Origin of the sequence: Chromobacterium paludis (assembly GCF_008275125.1) — a bacterium.
GTDB classification, from domain to species: Bacteria; Pseudomonadota; Gammaproteobacteria; order Burkholderiales; family Chromobacteriaceae; genus Chromobacterium; species Chromobacterium paludis.
Genome location: NZ_CP043473.1, coordinates 3,605,003 through 3,626,858 on the forward strand (window position 1 = coordinate 3,605,003; position 21,856 = coordinate 3,626,858).

At 65.2% G+C, this 21,856-nt stretch carries 16 protein-coding genes; 8 read left to right on the forward strand and 8 right to left on the reverse strand.

Annotated elements, in window-relative coordinates; genetic code table 11:
- Positions 1 to 18 precede the first annotated feature (18 nt).
- From FYK34_RS17110 to FYK34_RS17125, 4 genes are all read right to left on the reverse strand, one after another.
- Positions 19 to 465: a YiiD C-terminal domain-containing protein gene (locus tag FYK34_RS17110; protein WP_149298515.1), complete on the reverse strand. Its 447-nt coding sequence runs from the start codon at positions 463 to 465 to the stop codon at positions 19 to 21.
- Positions 466 to 700: 235 nt separating this feature from the next.
- The gene (locus tag FYK34_RS17115; protein WP_149298517.1) at positions 701 to 1,174 is read right to left on the reverse strand and encodes a GNAT family N-acetyltransferase; all 474 of its coding nucleotides are present in this window, start codon (positions 1,172 to 1,174) and stop codon (positions 701 to 703) included.
- 22 nt (positions 1,175 to 1,196) lie between these two features.
- Positions 1,197 to 2,516, reverse strand: coding sequence for a glycosyltransferase (locus FYK34_RS17120; protein WP_168209785.1), 1,320 nt, complete (start codon positions 2,514 to 2,516; stop codon positions 1,197 to 1,199).
- A gap of 166 nt (positions 2,517 to 2,682) precedes the next feature.
- Positions 2,683 to 4,659 (reverse strand): peptidase U32 family protein, encoded by a 1,977-nt coding sequence (locus FYK34_RS17125; protein ID WP_149298521.1) that lies wholly within the window; start codon positions 4,657 to 4,659, stop codon positions 2,683 to 2,685.
- A gap of 210 nt (positions 4,660 to 4,869) precedes the next feature.
- Between FYK34_RS17125 and FYK34_RS17130 the strand changes: the two genes are divergently transcribed.
- From FYK34_RS17130 to FYK34_RS17165, 8 genes are all read left to right on the forward strand, one after another.
- Positions 4,870 to 6,573, forward strand: coding sequence for a methyl-accepting chemotaxis protein (locus tag FYK34_RS17130; RefSeq protein ID WP_149298523.1), 1,704 nt, complete (start codon positions 4,870 to 4,872; stop codon positions 6,571 to 6,573).
- 492 nt (positions 6,574 to 7,065) lie between these two features.
- Positions 7,066 to 8,457, forward strand: coding sequence for an OprD family outer membrane porin (locus FYK34_RS17135; protein ID WP_149298525.1), 1,392 nt, complete (start codon positions 7,066 to 7,068; stop codon positions 8,455 to 8,457).
- An 82-nt stretch (positions 8,458 to 8,539) separates the two neighbouring features.
- Positions 8,540 to 9,796 carry an ABC transporter substrate-binding protein gene (locus FYK34_RS17140; protein ID WP_149298528.1) on the forward strand — a complete coding sequence of 419 codons (1,257 nt, stop codon included), beginning with the start codon at positions 8,540 to 8,542 and terminating at the stop codon, positions 9,794 to 9,796.
- 73 nt (positions 9,797 to 9,869) lie between these two features.
- On the forward strand, positions 9,870 to 10,739 hold the full coding sequence (locus FYK34_RS17145; RefSeq protein WP_149298530.1) for a carbohydrate ABC transporter permease: 870 nt from the start codon (positions 9,870 to 9,872) through the stop codon (positions 10,737 to 10,739).
- A gap of 9 nt (positions 10,740 to 10,748) precedes the next feature.
- Complete coding sequence (locus FYK34_RS17150) at positions 10,749 to 11,615, forward strand: carbohydrate ABC transporter permease (protein WP_149298533.1); 867 nt, start codon at positions 10,749 to 10,751, stop codon at positions 11,613 to 11,615.
- Entirely contained in the window at positions 11,612 to 13,129 is a 1,518-nt protein-coding gene (gene nagZ / locus FYK34_RS17155) for a beta-N-acetylhexosaminidase (RefSeq protein WP_149298535.1), read from the forward strand. The genes FYK34_RS17150 and nagZ overlap by 4 nt, the downstream gene beginning before the upstream one ends.
- A 1-nt stretch (position 13,130) precedes the next feature.
- Positions 13,131 to 14,249, forward strand: a complete 1,119-nt coding sequence (locus FYK34_RS17160) for an ABC transporter ATP-binding protein (protein ID WP_149298537.1) — start codon at positions 13,131 to 13,133, stop codon at positions 14,247 to 14,249.
- A gap of 331 nt (positions 14,250 to 14,580) precedes the next feature.
- Positions 14,581 to 16,203 carry a methyl-accepting chemotaxis protein gene (locus tag FYK34_RS17165; protein WP_149298539.1) on the forward strand — a complete coding sequence of 541 codons (1,623 nt, stop codon included), beginning with the start codon at positions 14,581 to 14,583 and terminating at the stop codon, positions 16,201 to 16,203.
- Positions 16,204 to 16,284: 81 nt separating this feature from the next.
- On the opposite strand, the gene FYK34_RS17170 is transcribed toward FYK34_RS17165, so the two are convergent.
- The 4 genes from FYK34_RS17170 to glpK form a co-directional block, all read right to left on the reverse strand.
- Positions 16,285 to 16,938 (reverse strand): B3/B4 domain-containing protein, encoded by a 654-nt coding sequence (locus FYK34_RS17170; RefSeq protein ID WP_168209786.1) that lies wholly within the window; start codon positions 16,936 to 16,938, stop codon positions 16,285 to 16,287.
- 637 nt (positions 16,939 to 17,575) lie between these two features.
- On the reverse strand, positions 17,576 to 19,084 hold the full coding sequence (gene glpD / locus FYK34_RS17175) for a glycerol-3-phosphate dehydrogenase (protein ID WP_149298543.1): 1,509 nt from the start codon (positions 19,082 to 19,084) through the stop codon (positions 17,576 to 17,578).
- 254 nt (positions 19,085 to 19,338) lie between these two features.
- Positions 19,339 to 20,040: an MIP/aquaporin family protein gene (locus FYK34_RS17180; RefSeq protein ID WP_149298545.1), complete on the reverse strand. Its 702-nt coding sequence runs from the start codon at positions 20,038 to 20,040 to the stop codon at positions 19,339 to 19,341.
- Positions 20,041 to 20,157: 117 nt separating this feature from the next.
- A complete protein-coding gene (gene glpK, locus FYK34_RS17185; protein WP_149298547.1) occupies positions 20,158 to 21,660 on the reverse strand; it encodes a glycerol kinase GlpK in 1,503 nt (500 codons plus the stop codon).
- Positions 21,661 to 21,856: the final 196 nt, after the last annotated feature.

The following is a 21,856-nucleotide window of genomic DNA, read 5'->3' on the forward strand; positions in this document are numbered from 1 at the left end:
CAACGACGGCGCCCTGGCTCATCCCGCCGCCAAAGCCACGAACTCGCCTAGCAGCCTGCCGGCAGCCGCGCCGGCGCAGCGCAAGTCCGACGCCACCTCGATGCGCGCCCTGCCCTTGCGCGCCAGCATATTGACGAAGCGCGGCCAGCTGTCCGGGGCCACCAGGCCGGCGCAGGCGGTAAACTCGTCAGCCATCGGCTTTTCGTACTCCATGCTGTTGCGCTGAATCACCAGCGTAGCCTCCACCCCCTCCGCTCGCAGCCGCGTGTGCAGCAGCGACCACGCGGCCAGGATGGCCAGAGCGGACGCGCTGCCGCCAAACACCGTGGCGCGATGATTGATGTTGGGCGCCAGCGGCGCGCGCAGCGTCAGTTGCTCGCGGCCAAGGGATTCCACCTCCACCGCCATCGCGCGCGACAGCGGGATATGTTCGTGCAGATAAGCCTGCAATTCATGCGCTTGCATCCATTCTCCCTATTGGAAAGCGGCCGGCAGGCCCGATTGACTGCGCCGACCCGCGTCAGCGCTGCCAGGCCCGGATGCGGGCGACGCGCCGCTTGTCCGGCCGAAAATCCAGCTTGGCCAGGCCCGCCCAGAGCAGATTGGGAGGGTTAGCCAGTGTGAAAACTCGGTTTGCTGCTCAGTCCCGCCACGCTGCGCCATTCCGCGCCGTAAACGGCGCCGGGCGGCTTCTGCGGCGCTAACAGGCCTTGCCATAGCCTATCAGATGCATGCCCGGCTGGATGAAAGTGGCCGGGCCCAGGCGCGCATAACCCAGCTTTTCATACAAATGGCAATGGCCGCGCTCTTCCAGAATGGTGTCCAGCCGCCAACCATGGCGGGGCTGATGCAAGCCTTCCACCTCGCGCATCGCGGCCTGCGCGATGCCTTGGCCTTGAAAAGCCGGCAGGATGAAAATGGGACTGATGCGGCAACATCCGCTCTCGGCCTGTGCGATCACCCGCATGCCGCCGACGACCTGGCCATCGCGCTCGATCAGATAAAAGACCGCGCCAGGCTGGCGCAGCTTTTCCGTCAGCCGCGCCAGGCTCTCGCAAGCCGGGCTGAGGTCATGGTCCTGGTATTTCAGCAGCAGCGGCAGGAATGACTCCACCTGCATGCGGTGCAAGACTTGCGCATCCGCCTGTCCCGCCGGTTTCAAGATCACGTTCATCTGCTTTTCAGCCTCCCCACGCTCAAGCCGGCACGGCCGCGCTCGCCGGCCTTTCTGCCATGCCCATGGCCTGCTCCAGCCGTTGCGCCTGCGCAGCGGACTCAGCCTGGGCAAGCTTGGCCACCCGCGCGCACGCCCGCGCCACGTCTTCGGACGCCAGCAAGCGCCGCAGCGCCGCCAGCATGGCCTGCGCCTTCAGTTTGCGGGCCAGAATGACTTCCGCCACGCCCAGGCGGCGCGCGCGCCAGGCATTGTCGAACTGGTCGAAGGCATAAGGGCAGATCAGCTGCGGCACGCCGGCGCGGAAGGCCTCGGCGCAAGTGCCAACGCCGCCGTGATGGACCACCGCCGCGGCCCTGGGCAACAAGGCGGCGAAAGGCGCGTGCGACTGCCAGAGCACATGCGCCGGCAAGTCTGCCGGCACTTGATCGCGATACGGCGTGATGAAGATGCCGCGCCGGCCGACAGCCGCCAGCGCGGCCAGCGCCGCTTCGAAATACGGGCGCGCATGCCGATGGCCGGTGCCGGGCGTGAACACGATGGGCGCGGGGCCAGCCGCCAGAAAATCCAGCACGCTCGCCGACAACGCGTCGGCGTCAACCGTGGGCGGAGGCGGAAAACCCAGCGCTTGGCAAGCGTCCGGCCAGTCCGGCTGCGGCGCGGCGAACCAACTGGGAAACAGGCCGAACACCCGGTCCGGCGTCTCGCTCAGCAGGCGCTGAAAGCTGTCCAGCGCCGGCAACGACCTCTCCCGCCGCGCCGCGTTGATGGCCGGCAGCGCCACCGGGTCCAGCGCCAGGCGGAATGCCCAGCGCCAAAGCTGGCGTTTCCACGACAGCGGCAGCCAGGCCGGCACGGCCAGCGACCCCAGGGCCGGCATGTCGTGGCTGCTGCACAAGCCGGACGGCGACAGATACAGCGCCGCCACCTGCAGCTGCGGATAGACCGCCTTGGCCAGATGCGCGGCCGGCAACAGGATGGGATGGCAGATCAGCGCGCAGCGGCCGGACTCGCGCGCCGCCAGTTCGAGCAACACCCGCAGATGCGGCGCCACGCTCTGCCACACCACGCCAAAGCCTTTGCGCTCATCCCACAAATCAGGATTGTCCAAACAGGCTTGAAACGCCTGTTCCGTACCAAAGCCCTCGCACTCCAGGCCATGGCGGCGCACCCAGTCGGCGTGATAGGCCGGCGCCAGCAGCCTCACACGATGGCCGCGCGCGGCCAGTTGCCTGCCCAAGTCGATAAAGGGCAAGATGTCGCCGCCGGTGCCGCTGCAAGCCAACACCCACAAGGGCGTTGCGCCCTCTCCCGTCTCCTGCTGCCTGTCGTGCCTATCCATCACGCCTCCGCTATGCATGGGAGCGGCCTGATCGCGCCGCAAATCCGTTTAGCATGACACCGTTGATCATGAATTGAAATGTCATTTAAAAGGCAAAAGCGGACGTGAAAAAGGCAAACCGCCATGGTTTGCCTGTGTCTTGCCCCCGGTCCGGAAGCCAAGTCGATTATTGCGGCCGCTGCTTGAAAAAGGTGATGGGCGCGGAGGCCGGGATTTCGCTGGGCGGCGCGGACTTGAGGATGTGCTTCTTCATCTTGCCCATCACGTGCATCTCGCAAGGGCGGCATTCAAACTTCAAGGTGTAGGTTTCGTCGCCGGACTTCAAGATCATCGGATCGGCGCGCACCTGGCCCATCACGCCCTTCACGCCCTTGGCCTGCTTGGGACACAGATTGTAGGAGAAGCGCAGGCAGTGCTTGGTGATCATCAGGCTGACTTCGCCTTCCTCCTGATGCGCCTCGTAGGCCGGCTCTATCACTTCCACGCCGTGTCGCTTGTAGAAGTCCCAGGCCAGCGCGTTGTAGACGTTGGCCAGATAGCTCAGCTCCTTCTGCGGAAAGGGGACCGGCGGCTCCACCGCGGCCTTGCGCTGGGGCCGGACCCAGGCGGCCAGGCGGACGGCTTCCAGCTTTTCCACCGCCTCGCGGCGCAGGCCGTTGATGACGGATGCCGGCACAAACCACGGCTGGGACAGGTTCAGCGACACATCGTGCGCCTGGAACAGGGTGTTGCCCAGCTTGGCGGCGGCATCGCGCAGGCTTTGCTCGGCGCGGGCGGCATCCTTGGCCGGCTCCAGCGCCATGTCGACACGGGCGCTGGCGCTGCAACCGTCGGCGTCGGTATACGTCAACTCCAGGCCGCTGGCGGTTTCCGACAGCGTGCCCCACACGCCCACGCGGCGTTCGGCCGATTTCTTCAGCAGCGCCAGTTCCCAGGCGTGATCTCGGTTGCGGCAAATATCGGTGCCGGGCTTCAGGCCTGCCAGCACGGCCGGATCGTTAGGCTCGCAGCGCCACACCAGCAGGCCGCCGGCGGCCTTGCCCACCTGCTTGACGGTGTTGAGCTGCATGCCCACCACTTCGCGCTTCTTCATGAAGTTGATGCCGTCGCCGTTGGACATCTGCTCGCTGGTGGCGATTTCCAGCCAGGTGTCGCCCACCTTGTGCACGACGCCCAGGCCCACGCCGACGAACTTGGGCGAATCAAAGGCGCCGATGTCCTGCTTGCGGCCGGTGGCGAAGTAGTCGGTGGCGCCGCGGTGGAAAGTCTTGTCCGGGTCCGGCGTGAAGAAGATTTCGCTACTGCCGCTGGCGGCCGGCGCCAGCTCCGGGCGGCGCTCGAAGATTTCATCCAGCAGCAGGCGGTAATGGGCGGTGATGTTCTTGACGTAGGACACGTCCTTGTAGCGGCCCTCTATCTTCAAAGAGCGGACGCCGGCGTCCAGCAGCGCTTCCAGGTTGTCGCTCTGGTTGTTGTCCTTCATGGACAGCAAATGCTTGTCGAAGGCCACCACGCCGCCTTTTTCGTCGGTCAGCGTGTACGGCAATCTACAGGCCTGCGAGCAGTCGCCTCGGTTGGCGCTGCGGCCGGTGTCGGCATGGCTGATGTAGCACTGGCCGGAGAAAGCCACGCACAGCGCGCCGTGGATGAAGTATTCGATGGTGGCGGAATCGGCCACCCGGTCGGCGATCTTCTTGATCTGCGGAATGGTCAGCTCGCGCGCCAGCACGATCTGGCTGAAGCCGGCGTCGGACAAAAAGCGCGCCTTGTCCGCGTCGCGGATGTCGCACTGGGTGGACGCGTGCAGCTGGATAGGCGGCAGGTCCATTTGCAAAATGCCCATGTCCTGGATGATCAGCGCGTCCACGCCGGCATCGTACAGCTGCCAGATCAGTTGGCGCGCGGCGTCCAGCTCGGCGTCGTGCAGGATGGTGTTCAGCGTGGCGAAAATGCGCGCGTGGTAGCGGTGGGCGAATTGAACCAGGCCGGCGATGTCTTGCACGCTGTTGCAGGCGTTGTGGCGCGCGCCGAACGACGGCCCGCCTATATACACCGCGTCCGCGCCGTGCAGGATGGCTTCGCGGCCGATTTCGGCGGTTTTGGCGGGGGACAGCAGTTCGACTTGGTGCGGCAACAGGCTCATGACGGTTCCGGGCTGGCAATAGGGTTATTTCCGCCTGGTGGCGGGCGCAGAAGTATAGCGGAATCATGGGCTTATAGGTAGCGCCGCGCCTTCGGCGATCACTTAAGTGCGACTACCTAGGATTGTTTATACGGATTGCCTGAGGATATGACAGCTGCTAACCCAAGAATATCGGAGGCTGCAGCCTCCTTCTTATCCCCTGGGGCCGTCATGTTTCGCCATCTCACCATCTTCCAGCGCCTGTCCGTCATGGTCTTGGCTCTGCTGTCCATTCCCATCCTGGTCAGCCTCTACGGTCTGCATACGCAGGACGGCATCCTCGGCGATTTCGCCACCACCTACAACGACCGCGTGGTCTGCCTGAAACAGCTGAAGGTCGTCGGCGACGGCTACGCGGTGGGCATCGTCGACAACGCGCAGAAGCTGCGCAACCGCAGCCAAACGCCGGCCAGTTTCCTGGCCCATCTGGAACAAGCACAAGCCGACGTGCGCAAGCAATGGGGCGACTACCGCGCCACCTATCTGACACCCGAGGAAAAGCGGCTGGCGGACCAGGCCGAGCAGGCCATGACCGCCGCCGACGCCAGCGTGGCCAAATTGCGCCAGATCGCGCAAAGCGGCGATGCCGCCGCGCTGCAGGCCTATGTGGACAGGGACATGTATCCGGCGCTGGACCCGGTGGCGCAGCGCATCTCCGCGCTGGTGGACCTGCAGCTGCGCGTGGCGGGCGAGGAGTTCGCCCAGTCGCAACAGCGCGCCGGCACCAGCCGCCTGGTCAATATCGCGCTGGTTTGCAGCGGCGTGCTGCTAGGCCTCTTGCTGGCGCAGGCCATCGTGCGCGGCCTGCTGGCCGAACTGGGCGGCGAACCGCGCGACGTGGTGGCGCAGGCCGGCCGCATCGCCCAGGGCGACCTGAGCCAGAAACTGGCGGTGAAGCGCGGCGACCAGGGCAGCATCGTCGCCTCCATGGCCAAAATGCAGAGCGCGCTGATCCAGCTGGTGCGCAATATGCAGGACATCACGCTCAAGCTGTCCAATAGCGCCACCGAGCTGGCCGCCGCGTCGGAACAAGTGGCCAGCAGCGCGGAGGAACAGACGCGCGCCGCCTCCTCCATGTCCGCCTCGGTCGAGCAGCTGTCGGTCAGCATCAGCTCGGTCAGCGACAACACGGCCGACGTGGCCAAGGATTCGGTGTCCAGCGGCGAACTCGCCCGCCAGGGCCAGTCCATCATCGACGACGCGCTGCGCACCATGTCCCACGTCGCCGAACAGGCGCGCGCCTCGCAAGAACAGGCGGACCTGCTGGGCAGCCGCTCCCAGGAAATCGCCAGCGTGATCCAGGTGATACGCGACGTGGCGGAGCAAACCAATCTATTGGCCTTGAACGCGGCGATAGAAGCCGCCCGCGCCGGCGAGCAGGGCCGCGGCTTCGCCGTGGTGGCGGACGAGGTGCGCAAGCTGTCGGAGCGCACCTCGCAATCCACCACCGAGATCAACGGCAGCATCCGCGACATGCTCGATTGCAGCCAGCACGTGGTGGACAACATCCACAGCACCGTGGACCAGATGGAAATAGGGCTGAGCCAGGCCGAGCGCGCCCGCCACGCCATCTCCGGCATCACGGACAATGTCGAGCGGGTCAAGCATTCGCTATCCGGCGTGGCATCCTCCCTGCAAGAGCAGCAGCAAGCCGGGGCCGGCATCGCCGCCAATGTGGAACAGGTGGCGCAGATGTCGGAGGAAACCAGCAGCGCGGCGGTACAGACGGCGGAAACGGCCAGCCAGGTGGAGCAGATGGCCGGCGCGCTGCAGTCCGCCATCAGCCATTTCCGCCTGCCTGCGGGCGGCCAGGCCACGGCCGACCAGCCCGCGCCGCAAACCGCGGCGGCGCCCGCCGCCTGGCAACAAGCCTGAAGCTTGCGCCTGCCTGTCGTCCGGCAAGCCCGGGCGGCAGGCCAAGTCTCGTTGCCCCCACCTTCTTCCAGCCCGAGTCCTGCCGCTCAGGTGGACCGCCTGCATGCGCTTGACAAACAGATAGCGACCGCCTGGCTCTCATTGAAAATGCTGCGCTGCACAAATTCTATTTCACACACCTATTTTCAATTTCAAACCATTAACTGGTATTAAATTGGACATTTTTTTCGCAAACCGAAAAATGACATTGAAATTCGAAGATAAACACATGTGAAATTGCTTACATTCGCTATTATTTTAGTATTTATTGTTAGACAATAGCTTTTTATATGATTTAAATCATAAAATTGATCTTGCATGGCAACATTGCAACATCATTAAACCTGATTTGCACACAAATGGTCTCATACCAATTGAAGACCAATATAAGACCAGATAATTTGCCTCCAGGACTTCCAAGCATGGATTCCGCAACTGGACCTGGAGAAAAAAATGCACAAGCAACGCGTCATACTGTTGGCCGTTCTGGCCGCTTGTTCCGGTTTGGCGATGGCCGCCGGCGATTCCCCGATTCCCCCCGGCAGCGATGGCCCCGCGCTGAAAGGCACCGCCCAGGCCATTCCGGAAAGCAGCGTTTACGACCTGCTGAGCAAATCCGAAACCACGTTCAGCGCGTTGTATTACGGCCGCGACCGCCAGGAAAGCCAGCCCAATAACAGCAATGGCGGTGACATCCGCGTCAATGCGCTGAACCTGGGCCTGAACTTCAAATCCGGCTATGCCTGGGACCACCTGGGCTTCGACGCCGCCGCGCACAGCTCGATCCGCCTGACCAAGGGCATAGGCCAATCCGAAGTGCTGTACCACGACTACAACGACAAGAGCGATCCGAACGAAGGCGGCGGCGGCAAGGACAAGAGCGACGCCGTGCTGAGCCAGGCCGCGCTGAAGTACCGCCAAAACGTGGATGGCCAAGGCCTGTCCTTCCGTGCCGGCTACACGCCGATCAGCATCGGCACCATGGGCACCTCCGGCGGCTTGCAGTCCCACGCCTATCGCGGCTTTGAAGGCAAGTACAAGATAGGCGACTTCGAAATCGGCTATGGCTGGGCCGACCAGTTCCGCAACGAGTGGGACGATCGCTTCCGCGGCATGACCAACTCCTGGGAACAAGGCCGCACCAATGGCAGCACGGCCAAGAAAGTGGATTACGTCAACAGCCTGGGCCTGCGCTACGCGCCGGAAAACGCCTTCATCGACTTTGGCGTGGGCGAAGGCAAGGACTACCGCCGCACCGCGCAGATCGCCGGCTCCTACACCTGGAAGCTGGCCGGCGGCGACACGCTGACCGGCGTCGCCTACTACTTCCAAGGCAAGGACGACGCCCAGCTAGGCATGAAAAACTCGCAAACCGCCTGGCACACCAGCGGCAGCCTGACCTACACCACCGGCGGCCTGTCGCTGATGGGCGGCCTGGGCAAGAGCCGTAATCCGGACGGCGGCGAAGTGAACTTCCGCATGACGCCCTACGGCAATAGCGACAACCGCAACTTCATCCAAACCTGGGGCCAGGACGACGACTTCGTCTGGGACGGCATGAAGGTCATCAAGCTGGGCGTGAACTACGACTTTGGCAAGATGGGCCTGCCTGGCTTCACCGCCGGCGCCAGCGCCAACTACGCCACCGGGCTGAAAAATCCGAACGGCGCCGCCGACAGCAAGGCCCATGAGTTCGACCTCAACGCCGGCTACACCGTGCAAAGCGGCCCGCTCAAGGGCGCCAGCATCGGTGTTTATCCGGCTTGGTTCCGCTCCGGCGATTTCTACGGCAAGAAAGACCGCAACGACGTGAAAGTGATCGCCTCTTACAGCAAGACCTTCTGATGAAACAAGTGGCCGGCATGCCAGTGCCGGCCGCTTCGCCTATCGGGTCCGATAGGCGAAGCCACAAAGGAGAAAACCAATCATGAAGCTGAAGACCCTTAGCCTGTCCCTGCTGATCGCCGCCGGCCTGTCCGCGCCGCTGGCCGCCCACGCCGCCGACAAGCCGGTGCTGGAAGTGTGGACCATGAGCCTGTCGCCCAAATTCGACGGCTATTTCAAGGCGCTGGTGGCCAAATACAACGCAGAGCATCCCAATGTCGAAGTCAAGTGGACCGACTACCCCTGGGACGTGATCCAGGCCAAGTTCACCGCCGCCGTCGGCGCCGGCAAGCCGCCGGCCCTGGTCAACCTGAACGTGCCCTGGGCCTACGACTACCAGCAGGAAGGCCTGATCCAGCCGCTGGACGGCCTGATCGACAAGAGCCAGTACGTGACCGGCGCGCTGAAGGACGTCACCTTCAACGGCAAGGTTTACGCCTTCCCGCACTACAACGGCGCCAACGTCATCACCTACAACGCCGCGCTGTTCAAGAAAGCCGGCCTGGACCCGAACAAGCCGCCCAAGTCGTTTGACCAGGAGCTGCAGTACGCCAAGATCATCAAGGCCAAGACCGGGGTGGCCGGTTTCGCGCCCACCCTGGGCCCGACCAAGATCGAGGGCCTGCTGATGCAAAACGGCCTGGACGTGGTCAAGGATGGCAAGCCGGTGTTCAACAGCCCGGCCCACGTCGCCTTCGTCAAGAAGCTGGCCGAGGCCTACAAGGCGGGCGCGCTGCTGAAAGACAATCTGTTCGCCCAGGACAACTTCCAGGTGTCGATGGCGGCGTATAACAGCGGCCGCCTGGCCATGCTGGAGTCGACGCCCACCACGCTGACCCGCGTGCGCGACGAAGCGCCCAAGGTCTACCGCGACACCCGCGTCGCCGCGTCGCCGCTCGGCCCCACCGGCATCGCCGCCGGCGGCTGGATGTTCAACTTCGCCGTCGCGCGCAACGTGGACAAGACGCTGCTGCCGGAGATCGGCAAGTTCGGCAACTACCTGACCAATGCCGACAACCAGCTGGCCTTCGCCAAGCTGGCCGGCACCCTGCCCACCGCGCGCAAGGCCGCGCAGGACCCGCACTTCCAGAAGGTTGCGGCTAACGCCGGCCCGGCCGAACGCGCCGTCGGCATCGCCGCCGCCAATCTGGACAAGACCCGCACCCTGTTCCTGTCGGTGAAGAACGCGGACGTGCTGTCGGCCAAGCTGTCGGCGGCCGTGGAAAAAGCCGTGACCGGCCGCGAGGACGCCAAGGCCGCGCTGGACGAGGCTGCCGCCTACTGGTCCAGCAAGCTGTAAACCGTTGTCCCGCCCCGTCCGCCGCCGCGCGTGGCGGACGGGCGTTTTCGCAATCACACAGGGGATTCCGGCCATGCGCCATACTCGCAAGACCACCCTGCAAGCCTACCTGTTCCTGGCCCCGGCGCTGCTATTGCTGCTGCTGTTCTCGTTCTGGCCGGTAGGCTTCGGCTCCTTGCTCGCCTTCACGCGCTACAACCTGATAGACGCGCCGCAATGGGTGGGCTGGGATAATTTCCGCGATCTGTTCGGCGACGAGCTGTTTATCTCGGCGCTGAAGAATTCCGCGCTCTATCTCTTGGTGGTGCCGGTGATCCAGCTGCTGGCCATGCTGCTGGCGGTGCTGGTCAACAACAACCTGCCCGGCATCAAGCTGTTTCGCGCCGCCTACTACCTGCCGGTGGTCACCTCGGTATCGGTGATCGGCATCATCTGGAACTTCATGTACACCGAGGACGGCGTGCTCAACGCCGTGCTGCGCTGGCTGCATCTGATCAACGACCCGGTGGGTTGGCTCACCGACGACCACATCGCCTTGTTCGCGGTGATGTTCATCACCGTCTGGCGCGGCATAGGCTGGTATATGGTGCTGTACCTGGCCGGCCTGCAATCGGTGCCGGCCGATGTGCATGAGGCGGCGCAGCTGGACGGCGCCAACCGCTGGCAGCGCTTCTGGCGCATCACCGTGCCGCTGTTGGCGCCCACCATCCTCTTGTGCTCCATCATGTCCATGCTGGCCGCGGTCAAAGCCTTTGAAGAAGTGCAGATCCTGACCAAGGGCGGACCGATGCAGTCCACCTACACCGCGCTCTATTACGCCTACGAGTTCGGCATCAAGTCGCTGAACTTCGGCCGCGCGCTGGCCGCCAGCCTGGTGATGTCGGCCTTCTGCATCGTGCTGGCCTGGCTGAATTTCCGTTACCTGCAACCGCGCGACCGCTGAGGAGGCGAGATGCATTCTTCCACCACCCTGCCCGTTCCGGCCGCCCGCGCGCGGCCGCGGCTGGACCGCCTGGGCAACCGCGCCGTCCATTATCTGGTGCTGGCGGCCATCGGCCTGATCACCGTCTACCCCTTCTGGTGGACGCTGGTGACGGCGCTGTCCGGCGACGGCGAAGTGTTCGCCTTCCCGCCGCCCTTGCTGCCCACTGCGCCCACCCTGGCCAACTTCCGCGAGGCGGTGTCCAGCATCGACATCCTGGCCTTCTACCGCAACTCCTTCGCCATCACCGCCATGACCGTGGCCGGCACGCTGCTGGTCAGCGCGCTGGCCGCCTACCCGCTGGCGCGCATGCAGTTTCCCGGCAGGCGGCTGGTGTTCGGCGCCATCCTGGCCACCATGATCCTGCCCAGCGAGGTCAACTTCCTGGTCAACTTCATCACCGTGTCCAAGCTGCAGTTGACCGACAGCTACAGCGGCGTGGTGCTGCCCACGCTGGCCGGCGCGGTGGGCATCTTTTTGATGAAGCAGGCCTTCGAGGCGGTGCCGCAAGACCTGATCGACGCCGCGCGCGTGGACGGCGCTTCGGAATGGCAAATTTTCTGGAAGATCATGCTGCCGCTGTCTCGCCCGGCGCTGGCGGCGCTGACCATCCTCACCACGGTATCGGCCTGGAACCAGTACATCTGGCCATCCATCGTGATGTCCAGCCCGGACAAGTTTCCGCTGTCCGTCGGCGTGCTGTACCTGGCCGGCGCCTTCAGCTTCAAGACGCGGGTGGTGGCGGCCGGCGCGGTGTTGACCGTGCTGCCCATCCTGATCGTCTTCCTGTTTACCCAGCGCTATTTCCTGCGCGGATTCGACGGAGCGGTGAAATGACCCTGACCCCCGAACAACTGGATGCCCTGGCCGGCCGCTGCCTGATGGTGGACGTGGAGGGCCCGGCCTTGAGCGAAGAAGAAGCGGCGCGGCTGCAAAAGATGCGCGTGCGCGCCGTCTGCCTGTTCCGCCGCAATGTGCCGGACGCCGCCTCCACCCGCCGCCTGGCGGCGGATCTCAAGCGCGCGCTGGGCGACGATGTCCTAATCGGCCTGGATCAAGAAGGCGGCGGCGTGATGCGCACGCTGTTCCTGCCGCAAGCGCCGGCCGCGATGGCGCTGGCCGCCGTCGGCGACGCCGAGCTGGCGCGCAAAGTGGGCGGCGCGGTGGCGCGCGGGCTGAAGAGCCTGGGCGTCAACTGGAACTTCGCCCCGGTGCTGGACCTGAACAACAACCCGGCCAACCCGGTGATAGGCGAGCGCGCCTTCGGCGCCGATCCGGTCCGCGCCGCCCAGCTGGCCCGCGCCTGGATGGAAGGCCATCTGGCCGAAGGGGTGGCCTGCTGCGTCAAGCACTTCCCCGGTCACGGCGACACCCACACCGACTCCCACCTGGACCTGCCGGTGGTGGACAAACCGCAGGCCGAGCTGCGCGATTACGAACTGGCGCCGTTCAAGGCGCTGTCCGCCCACGCGCCGGCGCTGATGAGCGCCCACATCCGCTTCCCCAGCCTGGACCCGGAATGGCCGGCCACCTTGTCGCCCGCCATCCTCACCGGCCTGTTGCGGCGCGAGCTGGGTTTCCGCGGCGTGGCCATCACCGACGCGCTGAACATGAAGGCGATACGCGAGCGCTGGGGCCAGGCCGCCGGCTCGGTGCAAACCTTGAAAGCCGGCGCCGACCTAGCGCTGGTGCTGCAATTTCCGGAGGAAATGGAAGCCAGTTTCGAGGCGCTGCGCGCGGCCCTGCAAAGCGGCGAGCTGGCGCAGGCGCGGCTGGAAGAAGCCGCCGAACGAGTGGACGCGCTGATCCGCCGCTACCCCAGCCGCGACGATTACGCCTATGCCGCGGAGCAGCGCGCGGCCGACGAAGCCCTGTTCGCCGACGCCTGGCGGCGCGCGTTGACGCCCTACGGCGAGGTGCCCACGCTGCCGGCCGGCCAGCGGCTGCGGCTGGTGGTGCAGGATCAGGCCCCGTCCGACGGCGTGTCCGAAGCCGGCCTGTCCGCCAGCAAGCTGGTAGCCGCGCTGTCGCATCGCCACGCCTTGGAAGTCGTGCGTTTCCAGCAGCGCGCCGCGCTGAACTGGTCCACCTTGCCGCAGGACGGCGTATTCACCGTCCTGGCCTCCACCACGCGCGAGCGCTACGGCCGTCGCGAGCAGCAAAGCTGGAAACCTGACTTGCATCTGGCATTATGGAACCCCTACGCCGCCGCCGACATCGCCGCTCCGGCCTTGATCAGCTACGGCTTCGCCGACGCCGCGCTGGACGCCGTCAGCCGCCGCCTGGCCGGCGAGATCGCCGCCGCCGGCCGCCTGCCGGTGGCGCTGGGCCAACCCTATCAGGAGCAATGAGATGTCCCGACTCTCGCTGAAACACATCCGCAAGGTCTACGACGACGGCAACGCCGTGATTCACGGCGTCAGCCTGGACATCCGCGACGGCGAATTCATGGTCTTCGTCGGCCCGTCCGGCTGCGGCAAATCCACCATGATGCGCATGATCGCCGGCCTGGAGGACATCAGCGCCGGCGAGCTGTGGATAGACGACAAGCTGGCCAACGACATCGATCCGGCCAAGCGCGGCCTGGCCATGGTGTTCCAGAGCTACGCGCTGTATCCGCACATGACGGTGCGCGACAATATGGCCTTCAGCCTGAAACTGGCCGGCCACAGCAAAGCGGAGATCGACGCCGCCGTGCATCGCGCCGCGCTGACGCTGCAAATCGAACACTTGCTGGACCGCAAGCCCAAGGCCCTGTCCGGCGGCCAGCGCCAGCGCGTGGCCATCGGCCGCGCCATCGTGCGCAAGCCCGGCGTGTTTCTGTTCGACGAGCCGCTGTCCAATCTGGACGCGGCGCTGCGCGTGCAGATGCGCATCGAGCTGGCGCGGCTGCACCAGGAGCTGGGCAGCACCATGATCTACGTCACCCACGACCAGGTGGAGGCGATGACCCTGGGCCACCGCATCGCGGTGTTCAACGCCGGCCGCATCGAGCAGGTGGGCACGCCGCTGGAGCTGTACAATCGCCCGGCCAACCGCTTCGTCGCCGGCTTCCTCGGCTCGCCCAAGATGAACTTCATCCCGGCGCGCGCGCTGCAGCATTCGCCCGACGGCGTCCAGCTGCAACTGCCCGGCGATTACCGGCTGACGCTGCCGCTGGCTGAATCCGCTCCGGGCGAGCTGGCCTTGGGCGCGCGCGCCGAGCACCTGCGCTTCGCCGAAACCGGCCTGCCGGTGACGGTGCAGTTGGTGGAGCACCTGGGCGACCAGCAGATCGTCTACCTGCGCCACGACGGCGCCGAGGAGCCCATCTCGCTGAAGCTGAACGGCCACGAGGCCGAACCGGCGCCGGGCAGCCGGCTTTTCGTGCAAGCGGACCCGTGCCACTGCCATGTGTTCGACAGCCAGGGCCAGGCCCTGCCCAGGCTGGAGCCGCAGACGGCGGAGGAAGACGCCGCGCTGATCGTGTAAGGGTGGTCGCGTAAAGCAAGGGGCGAGGCCGCCGCCTCGCCCTTATCCACAACCTATCGCGTTTTCAATATTTATCCACAATCTTGCCGCTGCCGGCTTGCTTCCCTCCCTTTATCCTCCCATCCCCAGCCAGGGGAGAGGCATCGCCGCCGCTGCGGCCCCGCGACGGAAACGTTTATCCACAGCGCAGTCTCATCTCTCCATTTATCCACAGCCGCTGGCAAGTGGAGGAATTTATGAAAAACCTTTGATTCGGCTAAGTAAATATTCGTAAGACATCGCGGACTGACCTACAACTAGAACAAGCATTGTTCTAGCACGGAGATTCGCCATGGATCGCCAAACCTCGTTGGCCGGGCAACTGGCCGCCATCGTCGGCGCGGCGATGGCCATACTGCTGCTCGCCGCCGTGTTCTCTCTGGCCCAGCTGTGGGGCAGCATCCGCACCTTCCGCGACCAAGTGGCGCAGGACCAGCGCAGCGTGCAACAGGTGCTGACCATGCAGGTGGACTTCAAAAAGCAGGTGCAGGAATGGAAGGACACCCTGCTGCGCGGCCAGGATCCGGCCAAACTGGACAAATACTGGGGCAACTTCCAGCAGAAGGAAGGCCAGGTCCGCGAGGAAGGCAACACGCTGGCGGCCCAGGCGCCGGACCCGCAGGCCCAGCAGCTGCTGCAGCAATTCGTCGCCGCGCATCAGAAAATGGGCGATGACTACCGCAAGGGGCTGGACGCCTACAAGCAGGCCGGCTTCGACTTCAAGGCCGGCGACAAGCAGGTGGCCGGCATGGACCGCCCGCCGACCGAACTGCTGACCCAGGCCAGCGACTTCCTGGCCAAGCGCGCCCAAGCCAACTCGGAAGCGGCCGTAGCCAGCGCCAACGCCGCGCTGTGGCGCGTGGCCGTGGTCATGGCCATCGGCACCGCGCTGGGCATGGGCCTGCTGCTGTACTACGTCAACCGCGCCATCATCGCCCGCACCCGCCGCCTGGCCGATGACCTGAACCGGCTGGCCGAGGGCGACTTCACCCAGCCCTTCCAGCCGGGCCGCATGGACGAAATCGGCCGCATCGCCGCCTGCAGCGAGACGGTGCGCACCCATCTGGGCGCGCTGATCGCCAAACTGATAGACGCCGCCAAGCAGGTGGGCGACACCGGCCATGAGCTGGGCCGCTCCGCGCGCGCGCTGGCCAGCGGCGCGGAAACGCAGAACGACGCCATCTCCAGCAATGCCGCCTCGCTGGAGCAGATGGCCACCAGCATAGACACCATCGCCGACCAGACCGCGCGCATCAGCAAGGACTCCCACACCAGCGCGCAAAAAACCCAGGACGGCCTGGACGAAGTGGCGCGGCTGCGCCGCCAGGCCGAGACCATAGACACGGTGATGGGCCAGGTGGACAGCGCCTCCCAGGCCTTCCGCGACAGCACCCAGGCCATCGGCCATCTGACCGGGCAGATCCGGGACATCGCCGAGCAGACCAATCTCTTGGCCTTGAACGCGGCGATCGAGGCGGCGCGCGCCGGCGAAATGGGCCGCGGCTTCGCCGTGGTGGCGGACGAAGTGCGCAAACTGGCGGAAAACTCGGCCAAGGCGGCCAGCGAGATCAAGCTGGTGACGGAACAGCTGAGCCAAAACGCGCAATCGGTGGGCGGCACAGTGCAAAGCGGCCTGGACGCCACCCGACAGAGCCGGGAGACCATGGAAACGGTAATGGCCAATCTGCAGGCCGCCAACGACAGCGTGCAGGAGGCCAACGGCGGCGTGGTGCAGATCCACGACGCCATCGCCGAGCAGAAAACGGTATGCAACACCATCGCCGGCAGCTTCGAGCTGGTGTCGCAAATGGTGGCCGACAACACCCAAGCCGCCGGCGAACTGCACGGCGCGGTGCTCAGCCTGAACGAACTGGCCGAGCACATGCGGCAAATGGTGGTCAAATTCCGCTTGTAGGGCGGAAGCCCGCATAGCGGGCGTTCCGCCTCAGCCGGCGCCGATGGTCTGCCGGCGGATCGCCCCTGCGGGGCATCCGCCCTACCGCGCGAACGCGGGCGCGGCGGCGTGCAGCCGGAAACGGATCAGCGAGCCGGCATGCGGCGCCAGCTGCCGCGCCAGCCAGTCCATGCCGGGCGCGCCGGACGGGAAGCCGGCATCGGGCCGCTCGCTGACAAAGACGACGTTGCGGCTGGCCTCGGTCAGTTTGAAGCGATCGGACTCCAGCCAGTTCAGGCAGCGGCACACCACCTCGCCCTCACCGTTCAGCCAGGCCGCCTCCCCCGGCTGCGGCCGCTCGATTTCCGTCCGGCCCAGAGGCAAAAACGTCTCGTCGCCGCGCGCCAGGTCCAGCACGAGTTTGGCCCCCAGCTTGTCTATGTCCTCTCCGCCAAACGGCGCCAGGCTGAGCAGGGAAGCCTGGTTGTACAGGTCCACCAGCGGCAGGATGCTGCGCAGCTTGTCCTTCTGCGCCGCCTTGACCAGATATTCCAGCGAACAGCGCGCCTTCTTGTCGCCGGGCAGTTCGCGGTACAAGGCCTTCCAGCGCTGCAACAACGCTTCGGTATCCGCCTCTTCCGCCAAAGCCAGCGCGGCCATCGGCAAGTCCGCCGTTTGCAGATCCAGAGCCAGCAGGCCCTCCACTTCCATTTCCGGCAAACGGCCCAACAGGGCCGGACTCAATTCGACGCGCATGGCGTTCTCCCTCATATCCATTCCACGCCTATGCTAGCCAGGCGCGGACGCGAGAGGAAACGAAAGCTTTTAATGGGGTATTAGCAGGGAGGAAGCCCGGCTTGGCCGGGCGTTCCGCCTGCAAGACGATGCTCAATGGGATGGCGGATCGCCCCTGCGGGGCATCCGCCCTACCGCCCCTCTCCATTCGGGAGAAGGCTTGGGGAGAGGGGAGCGATGCAGACCAGACTGCACAATCAAGACGGAAAATCGGGAGAGACCGCCGCGCTCGGCGGATCGCCCCCGCGGGGCATCCGCCCTACCGCCCCTCTCCATTCGGAAGAAGGCTTGGGGAGAGGGAAGCGATGCAGACCGGACGGCGCAGTCGAGACGGAAAATCGGGAAAGACCGGCGCGCTCGGCGGATCGCCCCTGCGGGGCATCCGCCCTACCGCCCCTCTCCATTCGGGAGAAGGCTTAGGGAGAGGGAAGCGATGCAGACAGGACGGCACAATCAAGACGGAAAATCGGGATAGACCGCCGCGCTCGGCGGATCGCCCCTGCGGGGCATCCGCCCTACCGCCCCTCTCCCCTCCGCGGGAGAGGGGTTGGGGAGAGGGGGAACAATGCAGCCCTGGCCGCATATTCAAGACAGGAAATCAGGCGCTCAGCGCCTCGCGCGGCTGCGCGCGTTTGGCCAGCCAGGCATCGACCACCTCGGCGGCGTTGGCCGGCAGGTGCAGCTTGAGCTTGGAGCGGCGCCACAGGATGTCCTCGCTGCGCTTGGCCCATTCTGCGTCCATCAGGTACTGCAGCTCCGCCTCGTACAAGCCGGGCAATACCTCCGCGCCCAGGCCGGCCAAGGAATCGGCCTGGCCGATCAACTTGACCACGCGCGTACCATAGGCGCGCGCCCAGCGCTCGGCCAGCTCGGCCGGCAGCCAGGAGTGACGCTGGCGAAGATCCTGCAGGAAGCGGCCGAAGTCCGCGCCCGGCATGTCGCCGCCCGGCAGCGGCGCCTCGGCGGTCCAGGTGGCTTGGCGGTTGCCCAGCAAGGGGGCGATCTTGTCCACCGCCTCTTCCGCCAGCTTGCGGAAGGTGGTGATCTTGCCGCCGAACACCGACAGCAGCGGCGCGCCGTTCTGGTCCAGCTCCAGCGCGTAATCGCGGGTGACGCTGGAGGCATTGTCGGAGGCGTCGTCCAGCAGCGGACGCACGCCGGAATAGGTGGACAGCACGTCGGATGGCGCAATCTGGCTGTGGAAGTAACGGTTGCTCATTTGGCACAGATAGGCGATTTCGTCGCCGTCTATCGCCACCGCGTTAGGATCGCCGCGGTATTCCACGTCGGTGGTGCCGATCAGCGTGAAGTCCTTCTCGTACGGAATGGCGAAAATGATGCGCTTGTCCGGGTTCTGGAAGATGTAGGCAAACGGGTGGTCGAAGAGTTTCTTCACCACGATGTGGCTGCCCTTGACCAGGCGGATGGACTTGCTGGACGGCATGGCCAGCTTGTCTTCTATCAGGCTCTGCACCCAGGGGCCGGCGGCGTTGACCAGCGCGCGCGAGCGCACTTCGAAACGGCTGCCGTCCTCGCGCTCCAGCGTGGACACCCAGTGCTCGCCGTCGCGCCGCGCCGCCACGCAGGCGGTGCGGGTGTGGATGTCCGCGCCGCGCTCGGCCGCGTCCATGGCGTTGAGCACCACCAGCCGCGCGTCCTGCACCCAGCCGTCGGAATAGACGAAGCCGCGCTTGAAGGCGTCCTTCAAGGGCGCGCCGGATGGGTGCTTGGCGAAGCTGACGGTTTCGGAGCCGGGCAAGACCTCGCGCTTGGCCAGGTGGTCGTACAGGAACAAGCCGCAACGTATCATCCATTCCGGCCGCTGGTCGCGCGCGTGCGGCATCACGAAGCGCAGCGGCCAGATGATGTGCGGCGCCGCCTTCAGCAGCACCTCGCGCTCCTGCAGCGCCTTGCGCACCAGGCCGAATTCGTAATACTCCAGATAGCGCAGGCCGCCGTGGATCAGCTTGGTGCTGGCCGAGGAAGTATGCGAGGCCAGATCGTCCTTTTCGCACAGCGCCACCGACAGGCCGCGTCCGGCCGCGTCGCGCGCGATGCCGGCGCCGTTGATGCCGCCGCCTATCACCATCAAGTCGTATAGCTTCATTGCCCGAATCCTTGCTTGTTCCGTCACCGCCATTCTATCCACAATAGCTGTCAAGGAACATAAATAAAACATTTTTTGTTCGTTATTTTTCTCTTAACCAATGCAAAGGCGCGATCTACGCGTGTAAAGCCCAGCCTTGGCCATGCCAAATCCTGGCAATTGCTTATATATAAAGGGATTTTCCCGGAGCGTGCCGGGGAGGAAAACGAACAAAAAAGAAAAACGGCGCGCCGGGAAGCGCGCCGCCAGGCTCATTACAGGGTGTAGGCCAATGCCGCCAGCGTGCCGCCGATCAGCGAGCCGATCACCGGCACCCAGGAATAGCCCCAGTCGCTGTCGCGCTTGCCCGGAATCGGCAGGATGGCGTGCATGATGCGCGGCGCCAGATCGCGCGCCGGGCTCATGGCGTAGCCGGTGGTGCCGCCCAGCGACACGCCGATGCCCAGCACCAGCAAGGCTACCGGCAGCGCGTCGATCGCGCCCAGCGACATCTTGGGGGCCACCATGGACAGGATGGCGAACACCAGCACAAAGGTGGCGACGATCTCGGACACCAGATTGCCCGGCAGGCTGCGGATGGCCGGGCCGGTGCAGAAGGTAGCCAGCTTGGTGTCGGCGCAGTCGGTGGTTTCATAGTGCTTGCGGTAGATCAGCCACATCAGGCCGGCGCCGGCCATGCCGCCCAGCATCTGCGCCACGATATAGCCCGGCACCTTGTCCCACGGGAACTTGCCGGCCACGGCCAGCGCCACCGTCACCGCCGGGTTCAGGTGGGCGCCGCTGATCGCCGCCACGCTGAACACGCCGACGAACACCGCCATCGCCCAGCCAAAGGCCACCACGATCAGGCCGCTGTTATGGCCCTTGGTGTTCTTCAGCAGCACATTGGCCACCACGCCGTTGCCCAGCAGCACCAGCAAGGCGGTGCCGATGAATTCGCCCATCAAAGGATTCATGATTGTCTCTTTCAGAAAAAGGGTGCGTCCGCCCGCCGCTTGCCGCGGCGGGTCGGCTCATCGCTTGGAAGTTGCAGTCGGAGGCGCGCTCGCCGCGGCGACGGGCTTCCGCGGGACTCAGGCTTGGTCGTCGGCCCAGGCCTTGGCGGCGTTGACCGCGCGCTGCCAGCCCTTGACGTTGCCGGCCACTTCGTCGGCGGCCATTTCCGGCTGGAAGCGGCGGTCCAGCTGCCATTGACCCTGCACGTCGTCCACGTTCTTCCAGTAGCCCACGGCCAGGCCGGCCAGGTAGGCGGCGCCCAGGGCGGTGGTTTCGGTGATCTTGGGACGCACCACGTCCACGGCCAGGATGTCGGACTGGAACTGCATCAGCAGCTCGTTGACGGTGGCGCCGCCGTCCACGCGCAGCTCGGCGATGCTCATCTTGGCGTCGGCTTCCATCGCCTTCAGCACGTCGCGGGTCTGGTAGGCGATGCTGTCCAGCGCGGCGCGGGCGATGTGGGCGGCCTTGGTGCCCAGGGTGGCGCCGACGATGGTGCCGCGGGCGCTGGCGTTCCAGTGCGGCGCGCCCAGGCCGGCGAAGGCCGGCACCAGGTAGACGCCGTCGCTGTTTTCCACTTCCTGCGCCAGCGGGCCGACGTCTGCCGAATGGCGAATGATGCCCAGACCGTCGCGCAGCCATTTCACCACCGCGCCGCCGATGAAGATGGAGCCTTCCAGCGCGTACTGCACCTTGCCGTCCACCTTCCAGGCGATGGTGGTGAGCAGGTTGTTGGACGATTCGATCGGTGTGTCGCCGGTGTTCAGCATCATGAAGCAGCCGGTGCCGTAGGTGTTTTTCACCATGCCCGGCGTGGTGCACTGCTGGCCGAACAAGGCGGCCTGCTGGTCGCCGGCCACGCCGGCGATCGGGATTTCCACGCCCAGGTGGGCGGCGTGGGTGTGGCCGTACACTTCGCTGGAGCTCTTCACTTGCGGCAGCATGGAGGCGGGGATGCCCATGATGTCCAGCAGCTCGGCGTCCCATTCCAGGGTGTGGATGTTGTACAGCATGGTGCGCGAGGCGTTGGACACGTCGGTCACGTGCACCTTGCCGTGGGTGAAGTTCCAGATCAGCCAGCTGTCCACAGTGCCGAAAGCCAGCTTGCCTTCGCGGGCACGGTCGCGCGCGCCGGGGACATTGTCCAGAATCCACTTGATCTTGCTGCCGGAGAAGTAGGCGTCCACCAGCAGGCCGGTCTTGGAGCGGATCAGTTCGGAGAGGCCGCGGGCTTTCAGTTCGTCGCAGAACTCGGCGGTGCGGCGGTCCTGCCACACGATGGCGTTGTACACCGGCTGGCCGGTTTCGCGGTCCCACACGATGGTGGTTTCGCGCTGGTTGGTGATGCCGATGGCGGCGATGCTGCGACCGTCGATGCCGGCCTTGGCCACCGCTTCCGCGGCCACGCCCACCTGGCCGCCCCAGATTTCCTGCGGATCATGCTCAACCCAGCCCGCTTGCGGGTAGATCTGGCGGAATTCCTTTTGCGCCAGCGACACGATGTCGCCGCTGCGGTTGAACAGGATGGCTCGGGAACTGGTGGTGCCCTGGTCCAAGGCCAGTACGTACTGATCGCTCATTGTGTCTTCTCCTGATTGCCGGTAAGGCGGCGTGGTTAACAGCCGGGGATGTCAACGTTGCGTTGTGTGTTGCTTTTTTTGCTTATGACGTTCGTTTTATTTGCGGACAATTCTATTCGCGAACGGCAGGATGTCAATCGTCGTGTTAAAAAAAGTACATTCTTCAAGCCGCCCCCGGTTATCCACCCGAATGAAA